The 16,363-nt window shown below is 29.5% G+C and carries 11 protein-coding genes; 6 read left to right on the top strand and 5 right to left on the bottom strand.

All coding sequences use genetic code 11. The features are described 5' to 3' along the window. Window positions 1–13: 13 nt before the first annotated feature. The 4 genes from L2Z92_RS15500 to L2Z92_RS15485 all read right to left on the bottom strand — a co-directional run bounded on the left by L2Z92_RS15500 (window position 14) and on the right by L2Z92_RS15485 (window position 9,206). Entirely contained in the window at window positions 14–1,612 is a 1,599-nt protein-coding gene (locus L2Z92_RS15500; RefSeq protein WP_236455286.1) for a hypothetical protein, read from the bottom strand. Between the two features lie 11 nt (window positions 1,613–1,623). Beyond that, window positions 1,624–3,099 (bottom strand): RagB/SusD family nutrient uptake outer membrane protein, encoded by a 1,476-nt coding sequence (locus L2Z92_RS15495; RefSeq protein WP_236455285.1) that lies wholly within the window; start codon window positions 3,097–3,099, stop codon window positions 1,624–1,626. A 34-nt stretch (window positions 3,100–3,133) separates the two neighbouring features. Then, complete coding sequence (locus L2Z92_RS15490; protein ID WP_236455278.1) at window positions 3,134–6,181, bottom strand: SusC/RagA family TonB-linked outer membrane protein; 3,048 nt, start codon at window positions 6,179–6,181, stop codon at window positions 3,134–3,136. A 229-nt stretch (window positions 6,182–6,410) separates the two neighbouring features. Further along, window positions 6,411–9,206 (bottom strand): helix-turn-helix and ligand-binding sensor domain-containing protein, encoded by a 2,796-nt coding sequence (locus tag L2Z92_RS15485; RefSeq protein WP_236455277.1) that lies wholly within the window; start codon window positions 9,204–9,206, stop codon window positions 6,411–6,413. A 482-nt stretch (window positions 9,207–9,688) separates the two neighbouring features. On the opposite strand from L2Z92_RS15485, the gene L2Z92_RS15480 reads away from it, so the two are divergent. From L2Z92_RS15480 to L2Z92_RS15470, 3 genes are all read left to right on the top strand, one after another. After that, window positions 9,689–10,123, top strand: a complete 435-nt coding sequence (locus L2Z92_RS15480) for a c-type cytochrome (protein ID WP_236455275.1) — start codon at window positions 9,689–9,691, stop codon at window positions 10,121–10,123. A gap of 79 nt (window positions 10,124–10,202) precedes the next feature. Further along, the gene (gene uvrA / locus L2Z92_RS15475) at window positions 10,203–12,992 is read left to right on the top strand and encodes an excinuclease ABC subunit UvrA (RefSeq protein ID WP_236455273.1); all 2,790 of its coding nucleotides are present in this window, start codon (window positions 10,203–10,205) and stop codon (window positions 12,990–12,992) included. Window position 12,993: 1 nt separating this feature from the next. Next, window positions 12,994–13,224 carry a hypothetical protein gene (locus L2Z92_RS15470; RefSeq protein ID WP_236455271.1) on the top strand — a complete coding sequence of 77 codons (231 nt, stop codon included), beginning with the start codon at window positions 12,994–12,996 and terminating at the stop codon, window positions 13,222–13,224. A 63-nt stretch (window positions 13,225–13,287) separates the two neighbouring features. Here L2Z92_RS15470 and yaaA read toward each other — a convergent pair whose 3' ends face one another. Beyond that, entirely contained in the window at window positions 13,288–14,046 is a 759-nt protein-coding gene (gene yaaA, locus L2Z92_RS15465; RefSeq protein ID WP_236455269.1) for a peroxide stress protein YaaA, read from the bottom strand. A 248-nt stretch (window positions 14,047–14,294) separates the two neighbouring features. Between yaaA and L2Z92_RS15460 the strand changes: the two genes are divergently transcribed. The 3 genes from L2Z92_RS15460 to L2Z92_RS15450 are packed head-to-tail and all read left to right on the top strand — an operon-like array spanning window position 14,295 to window position 16,196. Continuing rightward, entirely contained in the window at window positions 14,295–15,197 is a 903-nt protein-coding gene (locus L2Z92_RS15460) for a helix-turn-helix transcriptional regulator (protein ID WP_236455267.1), read from the top strand. Between the two features lie 37 nt (window positions 15,198–15,234). Next, a complete protein-coding gene (locus L2Z92_RS15455) occupies window positions 15,235–15,684 on the top strand; it encodes an SRPBCC family protein (protein ID WP_236455265.1) in 450 nt (149 codons plus the stop codon). A gap of 56 nt (window positions 15,685–15,740) precedes the next feature. After that, window positions 15,741–16,196, top strand: coding sequence for a type II secretion system protein GspG (locus L2Z92_RS15450; RefSeq protein WP_236455263.1), 456 nt, complete (start codon window positions 15,741–15,743; stop codon window positions 16,194–16,196). The last annotated feature ends 167 nt before the right edge of the window (window positions 16,197–16,363 follow it).

Genomic DNA, 16,363 nt, shown 5'->3' with positions numbered 1-16,363 from the left:
TTGAAATCAATTATTAATTATGGAAATAAACATTATCAACATACACAGTTGTTGCTCCGGATGGTGCTGCCACATAAATGAGTTGAGCAATATGTTCTTTAGTAGTTAAATTGGTAAAATCGCTTAATGGAATATCTAAACTTACCCACTGTTCTTGTGCAGGTGCAGTAACAATAATTTCATGTTCTACATCATCTCCTCCTCCAAAAGTACCGTTGGCTCCAAAATCGACCAATTTCACTTTAAATTCTGTGAAGTTAGCTGACCAAATATCGGTATGGAAATAAGTCATTGCAGTTGCGTCTATAGTATTTGATGTTGCTTCAATTCCAACAAAATTTAAAGCTGAATATTTTTTTGTTGCGTTACCACTAACTAAAACATCTTCTAAAGTTCCTTGCGACCACGAAGTTTGCCATGTATCTACATTTACATCTGTGTAGGCATCGCTAAACATTGAGACTACATTTCCAGAAGGGAACGTTGGTGTTGGAGCTGCTACCAAAGGTGTTGGTGTCTGATTGTAAAAAAAGACATTATCTAGATATACTGTTGTTGCTCCAGAAGGTGCTGCTACATAAATAAGTTGAGCAATATGTCCTCTTGTGGTTAGATTAGTAAAATCGCTTAACGGTATATCTAAACTTACCCATTGCTCTTGAGCTGGTGCAGTAACAGTAATTTCATGTTCTACATCGTCTCCACCACCAAAAACTCCATTCGCTCCAAAATCAACTAACTTGATTTTAAATTCTGTAAAATTGGACGACCAAACATCAGTATGAAAATAAGTCATTGCTGTTGCATCAATAGGTGAAGAAGTTGTTTCTATACCTACAAAATTTAGAGCACTATATCTTTTTGTTGCATTACCATTTATTGAAATATTATCTAATGTTGCTTGCGACCACGAAGTTTGCCATGTATCTACATTTACATCTGTATAGGCATCACAAAACATTGAAATTACATTTCCAGAAGGGAACGTTGGTGTTGGTGCTTCCGTTAAGTTTGTAATAATTATATTCTCTGTATATTCTGTTGTAGCAACTCCACCACTTAATGCTACTACTCTAATTTGATATGTACCTGCTAAAGCATAAGTATGTGTTACGGTTTCACTTTCCATAAAATCTACTGGAATTTGATTTGGATCTTCACCAAAATAAACCTGAAAATAGGTTTCCAAATCTGCTGTTGCTGAGACATCCACCATTAGACTTGCTTGTGGTGTTATGATAACATTTAGATTTGTTGGAGGTAGGAATGATACCGTTAATTCTTTAATCACTTCCGTTCTTTGACCATCTATTGTGATGCCAATAATTTTTACTTGATAAACACCTTCTGCATAAATATGTTCAACCTTACCTCCTGGTTGTATTGCTACAGGATTTAGTGTTCCGTCTCCAAAATAGATTTCATATTGCGTTACACCTTCTCCACTTGGCAAAATAGTTACTTTTCCAGAGTTATCTTGTTCAATTGTCATTAATGCATCTATGTTTGTTGGCTTATCTACACTTTCTAAGTTTAGATTATCATTTTCTGTTGAACATCCAAAAAATAGAATCACAACCAAAACAGTAATTATTCTTTTAATACTATTCATAATTATTTTTTTTAATAGTTTGGATTTTGTTGCCAATTACCATTAGAAAATTGAATTTCTTCAATTGGAATTGGAAATATTTCGTTTTTATTAGCTACAAAGCCTGAAATTGTACTCGCTGCTCTATTTGTTCTTACCAAATCAAAGAAACGATGTCCTTCCCCAACCAATTCTAATCTTCTTTCTTCTAAAATAAAATCGGTTAAAGCAGCTCCAGATGCAGAAATGTCATGATTTGTATCTCCAAAAGCTCTTCTTCTGACTTGATTTAGAAATTCTCTTGCTTTAACATCGTTAAGTCCTCCTCTATTAAAGGCTTCAGCAGCCATTAAAAGTACATCTGCATAACGAATGGCTCTATAATTATTGGGATTTGTCAAATTTTGATCTCCTATATTAGAATCGCCTTGACGAGGTAAATATTTTCTATTAAAAAAACCTGTGTGTTTATAACCAGTTCCATAAGTAGCTCCAGTGGTTAATGCCCAGTCTTCTATATTTAATATAGCAACATCTCTTCTATTATCACCTACTTCGAAAGCAGCATATACTTCTTGTGTAGGAAGATTAAAACTAAATCCAGAATCGAATAATGGCCCTGTGTAATTTCGTACTCCATTAAAACCAACAGCAACATTACCTTCACTACATTGCAAACAACCAAAACCTGCACCTTGACCATCAAAATATTGAACTTCAAAAACAGATTCTGGTCCGTTTTCAGCGTTGTTTTCAAAAATGGTGTTGTAATTAGTTACTAATGAATAAGTACCCGAATTTATTAAAGTTTCTAATACCGTTGAAGCACTTGCAAATTTGTTTTGATACAAATATACTTTGCCTAATAGTGCTTGTGCTGCTCCTTTTGTTGCTCTTCCTGTTTCTGGAGCAATTGGATTAAGATTATCTATAGCAAATAACAAATCGGCTTCTATAGACTCATAAACTTCAGCTGTAGAAGATCTTGGAATGGTTTTTTCATCATTTAAAGCAAATCGAGCATCTCCTTTTAATGGAATTCCTCCGAACCATTTTACTAATTCAAAATGATAATAGGCTCTTAAGAATCTAGTTTCAGCTATAATTTGTTCTTTACCAACAAAATCGGTTTTGTCTTTAAATTCTAATATATAATTTGCTCTATTTACACCTGCAAACATCCAATTCCATAGATCTTTTAAATTGCTATTAATAGAAGTATGTGACATATCGTCTATTTGTTGAAAACCGATTACATCATTTGCACTTTCTCCACCAGAAACTGTATTATCTGATGCTATTTCTCCTAATAATACATTAATATAACTCGATTGTAATAAATCATAAGCACCAACTAATGCATTATAATAATCGTCTTCAGAATTAAAATAATTTTCAGAATCGATAGCGTATACAGGCTCTCTCTCTACAAAACTATCTGTACATGAAATACAGATTAAAGTAAAGAGCATTAAAATTAATGTTGATTTTAAAATATATTTTTTCATTTGTATAATTTTATTTGTCAATAATTAAACATGCTTACAAGCTAGCATTAACCCCTAAGATGAAAGTTCTTGCTGAAGGATAAAATCCATAATCTATTCCTCCACCAATTGGTGCTCCATTTGAAGCAGCAGGATCAAAACCTCTGTATTTTGTAAAAGTGTACACATTATTAACACTTGTATAAATTCGTAGTTTAGAAAGTCCTATTTTTTCTAGTAAAGTATTTGGTAAATTGTAGCCTAATTGAACATTCTGAATTCGTAAAAAAGAAGCATCTTCTACGTAATAATCTGAAAGTACAGTATTATTTGTTGCAGCAGTAGTTACTCTTGGTACAGTATTACTTGTTCCTTCACCCGTCCATCTCTCTAATGTATAATCCATTCGATTAACATCTGATAAAGTTCTTTCATAATTACGAATCATATCGTTTCCTAATGAAGCATAAGAATAAGATGCAAAATCAAAGTTTTTATAGTTAATTGAAAAATTAAAACCCATTGTAACATTCGCAATTGGATCTCCAATATAGGTTCTATCCTTTGCATTAATAACCCCATCATTATTTATGTCTTTGTAACGAATATCTCCTGGTGCAGTTGCGGCACCTAAAGCAGATTGAGATGGGTGTGCATCAATTTCGGCTTGATTTTGAAAAATTCCGTCTGTTTGATAACCATAGAAATAACCAATAGGTTGACCAACTTCCATTCGAACAGGAGCTAATTGTCCCACTCCAAAAGAACCACCTTCTAAATAGCCCGTACTATTATTAACTTCAAGAACTTCATTCTTAATAGTAGTGATATTATAGCCCACCTTAAAAGTAAGGTCTTTCGCTATTTTATCTTCATAATTAATTGCAAATTCAAGACCATTGTTTCTTACAGCTCCTGCATTGATAGTTGGTGCTGAAGATCCTGGTGCATACACACCTGAGATTCCTGAAACGGGAATATTTCCAATTAATAAATTATCTCTCGTGTCTATAAAATAATCAGATGTTATGGTTACTTTTTCATCTAATAGCTTTAAATCCAAACCAACATCAAACTTTTTAGCTTCTTCCCATTGCAATTTAGGATTGGGTAAAACTCCAATTGCTGTTCCGGAAACCAAACTACCATTAAATACATAATTCCCTTGTCCGCTTAATGAACCAACGTAGCCATTATTTCTAATTTGATCATTTCCTAAAATCCCATAACTAGCTCTCAGCTTCACAAAATCTAAAAAATTTGTCTTCTTAAAAAATGCTTCATCAGAAATAACCCAACCCGTTGTTAATGATGGAAAGATAGCAACTCTATTTTCAGGTCCGAATTTTGTAGACAAATCTCTTCTTATTGCTCCTGTTAATAAATATTTCCCTTTAAAAGCATATTCAAAGAAACCAAAGAACGAAAGTCTTCTTTCATCGTAGGCATAAGAACCTACATCTCTACCGCCATTTAAGCTTGTTCCTAATGCTAAACTAATGTCTGCATTTTCCCAAGAGTTGTTAGGAACATCATATCCTGTTGCGAATAAACCAGAACCATATTCTTTGTAAACAGTTGTTCCGATTGTCGCTTTTACTTTATGATGTTCTCCAAAATAGCTATCGTAATTAACAAACAAATCAAATGTATAATTGTTATCGTTAATTTTGTTTTGAGAGACACTACTTCTCGTTACATCAAAAACTTTACCTCCGTAATCAATTTCTTTTGCAAAACTTTTTCCATCACTATTAGATGTGTTAAAACCCATTCTTGCTGTTAACTTAAAATCTTTTATGAAGTCATAATCTAATTTTACTGTCCCATTAATCTTTTTAAGTTTATAGTCATTATACGTATTTTCTATTTGAGCCAAAGGGTTAATGATTTCTATTCCAAAACCAGAACTACTAGGAACAAGCGAAAAATTACCAGTTGTATCATAGACAGAAAGCGTTGATGGTGTATTAATTGCATTAAACAAAACAGAACCTAATCCGCTATCATTTAAGCCATCACGATCAATATAAGTGTAGATTATATTTGTGTTAAAATTAATTTTATCTGACAAGTCTGCATTTAACCCTAAACGAGCTGTATTTCTTTTAAAATCGGATTTTTTTTGACCTATTATTCCTTCTTGATACAAATCGCTTGCGCTGAAAGTATAGGCTATTTTTTCAGATCCACCGGAAAAACTCACTTCATGACTTGTTATGGGTGTTCTGTTAAAAACCTCATTTTGCCAATTCGTTCCTTCTCCCAATGATGAAACGTTTGGATAAGGCAAAGTTTGACCACCATTAGCATAACTCTCATTTAAAAGTAAGGCATACTCTGTTGCGTTAAGTAAATTTAATTTTTTTGTTGTTTCTTGAAATCCAGTATAAGCTGTATAAGAAACTTTAGTTTTAGAGTTTTTCCTTCCCATTTTTGTAGTAACAACAATCACACCGTTTGCCCCTAAAGTACCATATATTGCTGCTTGAGCGTCTTTCAAAACGGTAATTGTTTCAACATCATCTGGATTTAAAATACTCAAATCGCCTTGATAACCATCAATAATAACATAAGGACCATTTGCTCCATTAGTAGAAATACCTCTAATTCTAATATCTAATGCAGCACCAGGAGAACCCGATTGTTGTGTAACCGTTACACCTGAAACTGTACCTTGCAAAGCTTGTTCAACCTTTACAGGCTTTAGTGCTTCAATTGTTTCATTAGAAATTACAGCAACAGCTCCTGTTACATCTCTTTTCTTTTGAGAAGTATAACCTAAAACAACAACTTCATCTAATGCGCTTAAATCCTGAACCAAACGAATTGTTATAACTTCTCCTTTGGTTATTTTGTATTCTAAATTTTGATACCCTAAATAACTAAATACTAAAATACTTCCAATGGGTACATTTGAAATACTAAAATTACCATCTATATCTGTAGATGTTCCCAGTTGATAATTTTTAACTAAAATGTTTACACCCGGAAGAGGTTCGTTCAAACTTGAATCTAATACATTTCCTGAAATTGATACTTTTTGTGCAATACAAATTGAAGTAGTCAATAGAAATGTAAATAGTAAAAATTTATATTTCATAATTTGTTTGGTTTTGTTATTGTTAAAATTAAAACTAACTTTTAACATTTCAAGTTTACTAACCACAACAAAAAACATACATCATTAAAAATATCTAAAAAAAATGCATTATCAATAAAAAAACAACCCATTTGATAGCATTTAAACAAAAATAGTTATTTCTCAAAAAAACACTGTAGAAGCTAACTAAAACGTTAATGTTGAGGTGTTGTATAGGTGAAAATTATTTTTAGAAAGACAAAATATATTCAACTAAACCTTGTTCGTGTTCTAAATCCATTTTTTTACGTAATCTGTAACGTTTTATTTCAACACTTCTTACTGAAATATTTAATAATGGAGCAATTTCTTTAGAGGATAAATTGAGTCGTAAATAGGCACAAAGTCGTAAATCGTTTGAAGTTAATGTGGAATGAGTTTGTTTCACTTTCTTTAGAAAATCATTATCGGCTTTATCAAAAGCATCTTTGAAAACGCTCCAAGAATCTACTTTATTGATGTTTTTTGTAATTGTACTTATAACCGATTTTACATTTTTATTTGTAACATCATCGGTTGTGTTTTTTAAATCTTCTTTAATGATTGAAAGCAACTCATCTTTTTTAATTAAACTCATGGTCGAAATGGCTAATTCACGATTCTTACTATCTACATCTTGAATTAATTGCTCATTTTTTATCTTCATGAGTTCTTTTGCATTCTCTAGAGCTGCAATTTCTAACAATAAATTATTTTCTTCAATAAGTTTTTCCTCTTTCTTATTATAATAGTGTTTGTAGGCTTTGTGAATATAGAATATTATAATACTCAATAAAAGGAAGTAAAGAACTAAAGCTAAATTTGTTGTATACCAAGGTTTAAGAACTGTAAAACTATATTTTGCTATATTTTCTGTATTAGAATTCTTAGCTCTAACCTTAAACGTATAATTGCCTGGTGGCAAATTTTTAAAACTAGAAGTCGTTTTAGAACACCATTCGCTCCAATCATTTTGAAAGCCTTCTAATAAATATTGATATTCTGCATTAATATATTTATTAAACTCTGGAACGCAATAGTTAAATATGATATTATTTTCATCGTGTTTAAAACTTCCTTTTTCAAGTATTGAACAACTTTTTAATTTATCATTCAATTTATTTATTGCAATATTTGTAATGGATAAACTATAATTGTTAAAACTTAAATCGTTGAGGTTTATAGTATAATAACCATCGGTTGTACCGATTAGATAATTCGTATTATATAACTGAGTAATGTTTTCATAACCCAACATAGAATTGGTTAAAGCAGCAGGAATAGGTATTTTATTCTCTTTTAATTGATTACTTAGCTTACTTAGGGAAAAATAGTGAATATAATTTTTAGAAAACATCCATAATTTATTACTCTCATCTACAATTAACTTCCCAGATGTGTATTCGTCTTTTTCGAAAACAGCACTTAATAACTTGTCTTTTTTGAAGATTTTTGAAGATTCTTCTAACTTAAAAACACCTTCTTTATAAGCATAATATATGGATTCATTATACTTTATCAAACAGGAGTTTTTTCCTTTAGATGGTGATTCATAGGTGAAAAATGTTTTAGTTTCTAAAAGTTGATTGTCTAATTGAAACCTAAAAACACCTTTGTATTCATGGCTTACGTAGACTTCTAAATTATTGGTTACTTCAAAATGTTTAGACGAATAATCGAAACCTTTAATTTTATTTCTAAATCTCCATTTACCGTTACTCTTTTCTAAAACTGAAACTCCAAAATAATTCCCTTGCAATAATAAATCGTTCCGATTGGGTACTTTTTCAAATTTCCATGTTCCAGAATTGTAAAAAATCAATTCTGCATTCGTTTCATCGATAATGAAAGTTCCAGAGTCATGTCCACAAAATAATGTGTCATCAAGAACAAACAATGACCAGACTTGTCCTTTTGTTCCTTCAATAAATTTAAATGTATCACCTTTTAAACTCTTAAAAAACAATCCTTGATTTGTACCAATATATAAATTCCCTTGAAATAAAACCGAAGAATAAACTGTTCCTAAAATACCCGTATCATCTGAAAAACTTCTAATTGGTGATTGAAGATTGATACAATTAATTCCATTATCTAAACCAATCCAAAGGTTTTTGTCGTTATCTTCAAATAATGATAAAGCGGTGTTATTACTTAATCCTTTATTCTGTGTAATATGATATTTTATATTTGTTTCGGAATTTAAAATATAGATCCCATTCGAAACCGTTCCTATTGCATAATCTCCATTAGACAATAACAGACTACTATAAATATTACTGGATGACAGAATATTATCTATACTTGTAGTAATTTTACTTAGTTTACCATCTAAAAACTTAAAAAAACCTTTAGATTGTGAATGCACAATTAACTCACTTTTTACAGAAAAAAGATTAATAATTTTATTACTTAAAAAAAGTGGATCATTTGAAACTAATTTCGGTTTTCCGTTTTCAATTTCAAACAAACCTTTATTTATTACCTGATAATAAATAGCTTTATCCGTTACAAAAGATCTAATAATTCCATCATCTTGGGTAATAATTTCAATCGATTTTGCTTTTGAATCATATACATATATTCTATTTAATGATTGAAAGATAATCCAGTGTTCATATTGATGAATGTTCCAAAATTGTTCGTCATCTATTATTTTATCTTTAATTTTTGAGCTTAACGATTGATATTTCAATTCATTTGTAACCGTTCTTGTCCAGAAACCAAATTCCATATAAGCTCCGGTATAAACCTTGTCTTCTATAACCTTAACAGAACGAATAATTGTTTCATTGGGTGAAGGATATACAATCCAATTAGCACCATTAAATTCTAACAGACCGTCATTATTTGCAAAAAACAAAGACTGTTTCTGATCTTGACTAATCATCCAGTTTTGATTACCTGCTTTATACACACTTTGTGAATATTTAACAATTGGTGGAAGTTCTTGTGCCGAACAAAAAAAGGATAAAGAAAAAAGGATAAGAAAAAATCTAACTTTCATAATATATATTATTCGTTATTGCTTTTAATCGTTAAACAGACTTTCAAAAATAGTATTATAATTTTAATAAAAAGAAACGTTTTATTTTATAAAATCTAATTTGATGTACTTTCCTAAATTATATAATTAACTATACAATTCTAGAATAAATTGTATATATAAACCATACATTTAAATAATTTACTTAACTATAAGTTTCACTATATAAAATACTAGTAAATCAATATATAATAATAAAAACTGTATAGGTAATGTAAAGTTATATATTGTCCTAATTATAGAAAAAAAACATCATTTCGATTTTAGATTTCATGATGACCATTTTTTTTATCAAAAAGAGAAATATTTTATTATAGAAATTTTAAAACTTTATAGAAATATCTAAAACATAAAATATTTTTTTCTCGTTTATATGATAATTATCATTTATAGCTCATTTTCATAATTATAATTTTGTGAGATAATAAAAAAAACAAACAACAATGAAAAAAGTTATTGCCTCATTTCTATTTATCTTACTTTGTTATTTTTCCTTTTCTTCTTTTTCTTCCTATGAAAATGAAAAATATACGAAGACTACAGAACTACAAGATGTAAATAATGGAAAAAAATTATATGAGAAATCTTGTATAATGTGTCACAAAGCAAGCGGTGAAGGATATGGAACAAGTTTTCCTCCTTTGGCTAAATCAGATTTCTTAAATGCAGATACAGATAGAGCTATTCGTATTGTTATTTATGGCATACAAGAACCAATTGTTGTTAATGGAAAAAAATATGAAAACTTCATGATTCCGCACAAAGATTTTTCAGATCAGGATGTTGCAGATGTGTTAACCTATGTGTATTCAAATTGGGGAAACAATAAAACTAAAGTTACTGCTGAAATGGTTAAAAAACAAAGAACAAAAAAATAAAAAAAACATTTATCTTTACACTTCAAAAATCGTTTAACTTTTTAAACGATTTTTTTATTAATACAAAAAAGATAATACGTTGAATAAAGTAGATTTTTCAAAACTAGAACCAAAAAAAAACATCTTAATAAAAGGTGCTCAATTACACAATCTTAAAAATATTGATGTTGCGATACCTAGAAACAAACTTGTTGTTGTAACAGGATTGTCAGGTTCGGGTAAATCAAGTTTAGCATTTGATACTTTATATGCAGAAGGACAAAGACGTTATGTTGAAAGTTTATCTTCCTATGCAAGACAGTTTTTAGGTCGTTTAGACAAACCTAAAGTTGAATATATCAAAGGAATTGCCCCTGCTATTGCCATTGAACAGAAAGTAAACACAACCAATGCGCGCTCTACTGTTGGAACATCTACAGAAATTTACGATTATCTAAAATTATTATTTGCAAGAATTGGTAAAACCTACTCTCCTATTTCTGAAAAAGAAGTAAAAAAAGATACTGTTTCCGATGTAATTACTCAGATTAAAACTTTTGAAATGAATTCCAAATGGTTACTCCTTTCTCCTATTCATTTAGAAGAAGGAAGACCCTTAGAAGACAAATTAAAAGTATTATTACAACAAGGTTTTGCACGTATTTTGGTAGACAATGAAATGGTTCGTTTGGATGAAGTTGATGTAGCTTCTTTAGACAACAGGGAAATTCTACTTATTATCGATAGAATCATTGTTAAAGATGAAGAAGAATTCTATAACCGATTGGCAGATGCTGTGCAAACTGCTTTCTTTGAAGGAAAAGGAAATTGTTACCTACAAAATATAAACACAAAAGAAAGACAACATTTTAGTTCTAATTTTGAACTTGATGGACTTACTTTTTTAGAACCAAACGTACATTTATTTAGTTTTAATAATCCCTATGGTGCTTGTCCAAAATGTGAAGGTTATGGGAATATTATAGGAATCGATGAAGAGTTAATCATTCCAAACACAGCGCTTTCTGTATATGAAAATGGAATTTTTCCTTGGAGAGGAGAAACTATGAGTTGGTTTAAAGACCAATTAGTAAACAATGCTTATAAATTTGATTTTCCAATACACAAACCTATTTTTGAACTTACAGAAGATCAAAAACAACTAATTTGGGACGGAAATGAGTACTTCACTGGTTTAAATGATTTCTTTGCAGAACTTGAAGAGAAAAATTATAAAATTCAGAATCGAGTATTACTTTCTCGTTATAGAGGAAAAACAAAATGTACTACTTGTAAAGGAAAAAGACTTCGCCCTGAAGCTAATTTTATAAAAATAACAAACAAAACTATTACTGAGTTAGTCGATTTGCCAATTGTTAATTTAATTGATTTCTTTAAAAAATTAGAATTAAACGAATATGATGCTAAAGTAGCCAAACGTCTTTTAATAGAAATTAATAATCGTTTAGGCTTTTTATTCAATGTTGGATTAAGCTATTTAACACTAAATAGAAACTCGGCAACACTCTCGGGTGGAGAATCACAACGTATCAATTTAGCCACTTCTTTAGGAAGTAGTTTAGTTGGTTCTATGTATATATTAGACGAACCAAGTATTGGTTTACACCCAAAAGATACCGAACGATTAATTGATGTTTTAAAAGAACTTCGCGATTTAGGGAACACTGTTATCGTTGTAGAACATGATGAAGACATTATGAAAGCTGCCGATATGATTATTGATATTGGCCCTGAAGCAGGAACAAATGGAGGTTATTTAGTAGCACAAGGTACATATGAAGAAATATTAAAAGCCGATTCATTAACCGCAAAATACTTAAACGGTCAAGAATCGATTGAAGTTCCTAAGAAAAGAAGGAAATTCAAACATCATGTTGAAATAATTGGAGCAAGAGAAAACAACCTTAAAAACCAAAATTTCACATTTCCATTAGACTGTTTAACGGTAATAACTGGAGTTTCTGGAAGTGGAAAAAGTACACTCGTTAAAAAAATATTATTTCCAGCCATTCAAAAGAAATTAGAAGGTGCTGGAGAAAAACCAGGTCAGTTTACAGAATTAGCTGGTAATTTTGAGAATATTAAACATATTGAATATGTAGATCAAAACCCAATTGGTAGAAGTTCTCGTTCCAACCCTGTGACTTATATTAAAGCCTATGATGATATTCGTGACTTATTTTCAAAACAAAATATTTCAAAACTAAGAAATTATCAAGCAAAACATTTCTCTTTTAATGTAGACGGTGGTCGATGTGAAACTTGTAAAGGTGATGGACAAGTAACTATTGAAATGCAATTTATGGCAGATGTTCACCTTGAGTGTGAAACTTGTTCTGGAAAACGTTTCAAAAAAGAAGTTTTAGAAGTTACTTATGAAGGTAAAAATATTGATGATATTTTAAAACTAACAATAGACGATGCTTTAGCTTTCTTTTCGCAACACAATCAAAATAAAATTACACAAAAGCTACAACCACTTCAAGATGTCGGTTTAGGCTACGTACAATTAGGTCAATCCTCTTCTACACTTTCTGGTGGAGAAGCACAACGTATAAAACTAGCTTCTTTCCTTGTGAAAGGAACCATAAAAGACAAAGCATTATTCGTTTTTGATGAACCAACAACAGGATTACACTTTCACGATATTAAGAAACTTTTAAAATCATTTGATGCTTTAATTGAAAAAGGACATTCAATTATTGTTATTGAACACAATTTAGATTTAATAAAGTGTGCCGATTATATTATAGATATTGGTCCAGAAGGTGGTGAACATGGAGGAAAATTAATGGCTTTTGGAACACCTGAAGAAATATCTAAAAATGTAAACTCTGTAACTGGAAAATATTTATTAGATAAGTTATAATATGAATTCTAAATTAAGAATAGGAACTATTGTTTTAACTATACGGGCAATAGTTTCTATGAATCCTTGGTTTTGGATAATTACTATTAGTCCAGTAATACTGGGTATAAATATCATTTGGACTTCTAAAGTTAGTCTTTTAAAAAAAACACTACATACATTAATTCCTATATTAATCGGAATAATTTGCTTTCTATTATTCTATCATACCTACATGAAATATAAAGCATAAAAAAACTAATTATGGTAACCGAATAAACGCAGCTACCATAATTAGTTTATTATAATTCAAAAACTATCTTGTAAAAACTAACGTATTTCCTTTTGAAAGTGAAGCATCAAAAGCATAGTCTTCATAGTTAAATTGTTTTAAATCATCAATAGTTTCTGCGTTAGTATCAATAATATAGCGCACCATCATTCCTCTCGCTTTTTTAGCAAAAAAACTAATAATTTTCAACTTTCCGTCTTTATAATCTTTAAATTCTGGAGTAATTACTGGTACTTTCAATGTTTTAGTATCAACAGCACTAAAATATTCATTACTCGCTAAATTTATAAACAATTCCTCATCAGACAACTCATCATTAATAGTTGCTGTGATTGTTTTTTTCCAAAATTCATATAAATTTTTCTTTGTTCCAATTGCCAAAGATGTACCCATTTCTAAACGATACGGTTGCATTAAATCTAAAGGTTTCAACAAACCATATAAACCCGAAAGTATTCTTAATTTATCTTGTAAAACATCTAATTTTTCAACAGGAAGAGTATAAGCATCTAAACCCGTATACACATCACCATTGAATGCATAAACAGCAGCTCGTGCATTCTCTGGAGTAAAAGGAGTTTTCCAGTCTTGATTGCGTTGCCAATTCAAATCGGCCAATTTTTCAGAAATAGACATCAAACTCATTAAGTCTTTTGGTTGCAGTTTTTTAAGCGTTTTATGTATTGTTTCCGATTGGGATAAAAAATCGGATTGTGTATAACGAGTAGTTGGCAATTTTGATTCAAAATCTAAAGATTTTGCAGGAGAGATAACAATTTTCATATATAATTAATTCTATTTTTCAAAAATACAAAAATTGATACACGCTTGTTTCCTTTCTCAATCAAAAAAAGATATAATAATATCAGTTTTATAAATATTTAAGAAAATGATATGGCTTTAATGCTGATAAACTATTCATTTAAATTACTAGCTATTTTATGTATATTTGATACAATAAAAACCGATACTCATTAATGTACAACATTAATTGTTCTTTTTAAGAAACGAATATCAATGTAAAGTGATAAATGAAAAATAGACACGATACTACAATAAATAATAAGAGTTGGCAATTAGAAAATATTGTAATTTCACATAATACTATTGATTATAGTGCATTCGAGAAAAAAGTATTCAAAAATGATAAAGAATTAGTACGGTTACATTTTGGTCTAAATGGTGATTATAATTTCAGATGCAAACAATTGAATTCTGAATTCACTTTCACTGGTCATCACAATAATATTATATACTCCGACGGTATTGAAATGGAAATTTCTAATAAAAGTAAACGTATTGAAACTTTTGGTATTAATTTCTCTACCGAATATTTTATCACTATTGCTCAAAATGGCACAGATTCTTTAAAACGCTTTTCTGAAAAAATATTAAATAAAGAAAGTGCAATCCTATCTGATCAATGGATGCCTAATAATTTTAAAATTCAATATGTAATAAATGAAATAATTAACTGTTCCTATACCAATGAATTAAAGAATCTTTTTTTACTTTCTAAAAGTATTGAGTTACTTGTTTTACAAGCAGAACTTTACAATAATAAGAATCAAACTCATTTCATTAAATCAAACTTAGACAAACAGAAATTATTTGAAGCAAAAGAAATTTTGACATTAAAAATTGATAATCCACCAACAATTGTGGCATTATCTAAACAAATTAGTTTAAACGAATTCAAGCTAAAAAAAGGATTTAAAGAATTATTTGGAACAACTATTTTCGGATATATTCATAAAAACAGAATGAATTTAGCAAAAAAACTTCTTTTAGAAACTGATAAATCTGCTAAAGAAATTGCTTATGAAACAGGCTATAGCTCTCCTCAGTATTTTTCTAATGCATTTAAAAAAGAATTTGGTACTTCTCCCGATAGTATTAGAAATAATTCCGATTTTGCAATTCAAAAAGGTTAAAACTCATCAAATTTGTACATTAACTAAAAGATAAAAAATGATGAATAAATCGATGATTATAAAAAAAGAAGTCACTTTTAAAGCTACGAATGAAAAGATTTGGGATTTATTAACCAACCCTGAAATGACGAAACAATATATGTTTGGATGTGAAGTAATATCCCATTGGAGTGTTGGAAGCTCAATTATTTGGAAAGGATTTACTGAACATGGAAAAGAAGTTATTTATGTTAAAGGAAAAATAACTGATATTACAAAAGGAAAAAGTGTATCATTTACAATGTTCGATCCAAATATTGGAATAAAGGATATTCCAAAAAATTATGTAGTTCTGACTTACAAATTAATTGAGTTTGAAAACGGAACTAAATTAACAATTACACAAGGTGATTTCAATGATTCTGAAAATGCAAAAAAAAGGTATGAAGAATCAGAAGGAGGTTGGGATTTAGTAATTCCAATTATGAAAAAATTAATTGAGAAATAAAAAGCAACTTCAACTACTTTATTTTTCCTATATTCGATTTTAATAAACTATAAAAAATGTTAGATATTATTATTGATTTTCTATTACATTATCTTCATTTTGATTTTCTAAAAGAGAAAAAGAAAAGAAGAGAGTTTGAAAGAGCAAATAGCCTTCCAAAGAAAACAATGATTCATCCTAATGTTAAAATTTACGGTATCTTATTACTTATTCTTTCCTCTATTTTTTGTTTAATAGGTTTTTACAGGTATAACTATTCTAATAAAAATGATACTTTAGATGAAATTTCTAAAATTGAAACCCTCTTAGAAAAAAACAAAGAAGCTTTTGGAATATATCCTGAAAAACTAAGCGATATTATTAGAAATAACCCATTAAGAAAAGATATAACTATTGACCTTTGGGGAAACGAATATCATTATGAAGTAGAGAACAATCGCACTAAATATATAATAATTTCAAAAGGTAAAGATGGAGTTCTAAATACGAATGATGATATCAAAATTAAGTAGTTCACTAATTTGGATAACTTTTTTAAATTCCTAAAATTTCTAGTAAAACAAAATTGAGTCATAAACAAACACTAAAGAAACACATTCCCATCTATTCTAATGAAATTGATTTTAATAGTGAAGAATTAACTAAAGCTCAAAACGCATACCAAACGGAATTATGGATT

The organism is Flavobacterium jumunjinense, assembly GCF_021650975.2.
GTDB lineage: Bacteria > Bacteroidota > Bacteroidia > Flavobacteriales > Flavobacteriaceae > Flavobacterium > Flavobacterium jumunjinense.
Note: the sequence above shows the minus strand (reverse complement) of the source record. Positions and strands in the feature narration are given on the sequence as shown.

What these genes read in the sequence shown, in the direction of transcription:
- L2Z92_RS15495 (WP_236455285.1), bottom strand. Translation starts at nt 3,099, where the DNA reads ATGAAAAAATATATTTTAAAATCAACATTAATTTTAATGCTCTTTACT.
- L2Z92_RS15470 (WP_236455271.1), top strand. Translation starts at nt 12,994, where the DNA reads ATGAATTCTAAATTAAGAATAGGAACTATTGTTTTAACTATACGGGCA.
- L2Z92_RS15455 (WP_236455265.1), top strand. Translation starts at nt 15,235, where the DNA reads ATGATGAATAAATCGATGATTATAAAAAAAGAAGTCACTTTTAAAGCT.
- yaaA (WP_236455269.1), bottom strand. Translation starts at nt 14,046, where the DNA reads ATGAAAATTGTTATCTCTCCTGCAAAATCTTTAGATTTTGAATCAAAA.
- L2Z92_RS15480 (WP_236455275.1), top strand. Translation starts at nt 9,689, where the DNA reads ATGAAAAAAGTTATTGCCTCATTTCTATTTATCTTACTTTGTTATTTT.
- L2Z92_RS15500 (WP_236455286.1), bottom strand. Translation starts at nt 1,612, where the DNA reads ATGAATAGTATTAAAAGAATAATTACTGTTTTGGTTGTGATTCTATTT.
- L2Z92_RS15450 (WP_236455263.1), top strand. Translation starts at nt 15,741, where the DNA reads ATGTTAGATATTATTATTGATTTTCTATTACATTATCTTCATTTTGAT.
- L2Z92_RS15460 (WP_236455267.1), top strand. Translation starts at nt 14,295, where the DNA reads ATGAAAAATAGACACGATACTACAATAAATAATAAGAGTTGGCAATTA.
- L2Z92_RS15490 (WP_236455278.1), bottom strand. Translation starts at nt 6,181, where the DNA reads ATGAAATATAAATTTTTACTATTTACATTTCTATTGACTACTTCAATT.
- L2Z92_RS15485 (WP_236455277.1), bottom strand. Translation starts at nt 9,206, where the DNA reads ATGAAAGTTAGATTTTTTCTTATCCTTTTTTCTTTATCCTTTTTTTGT.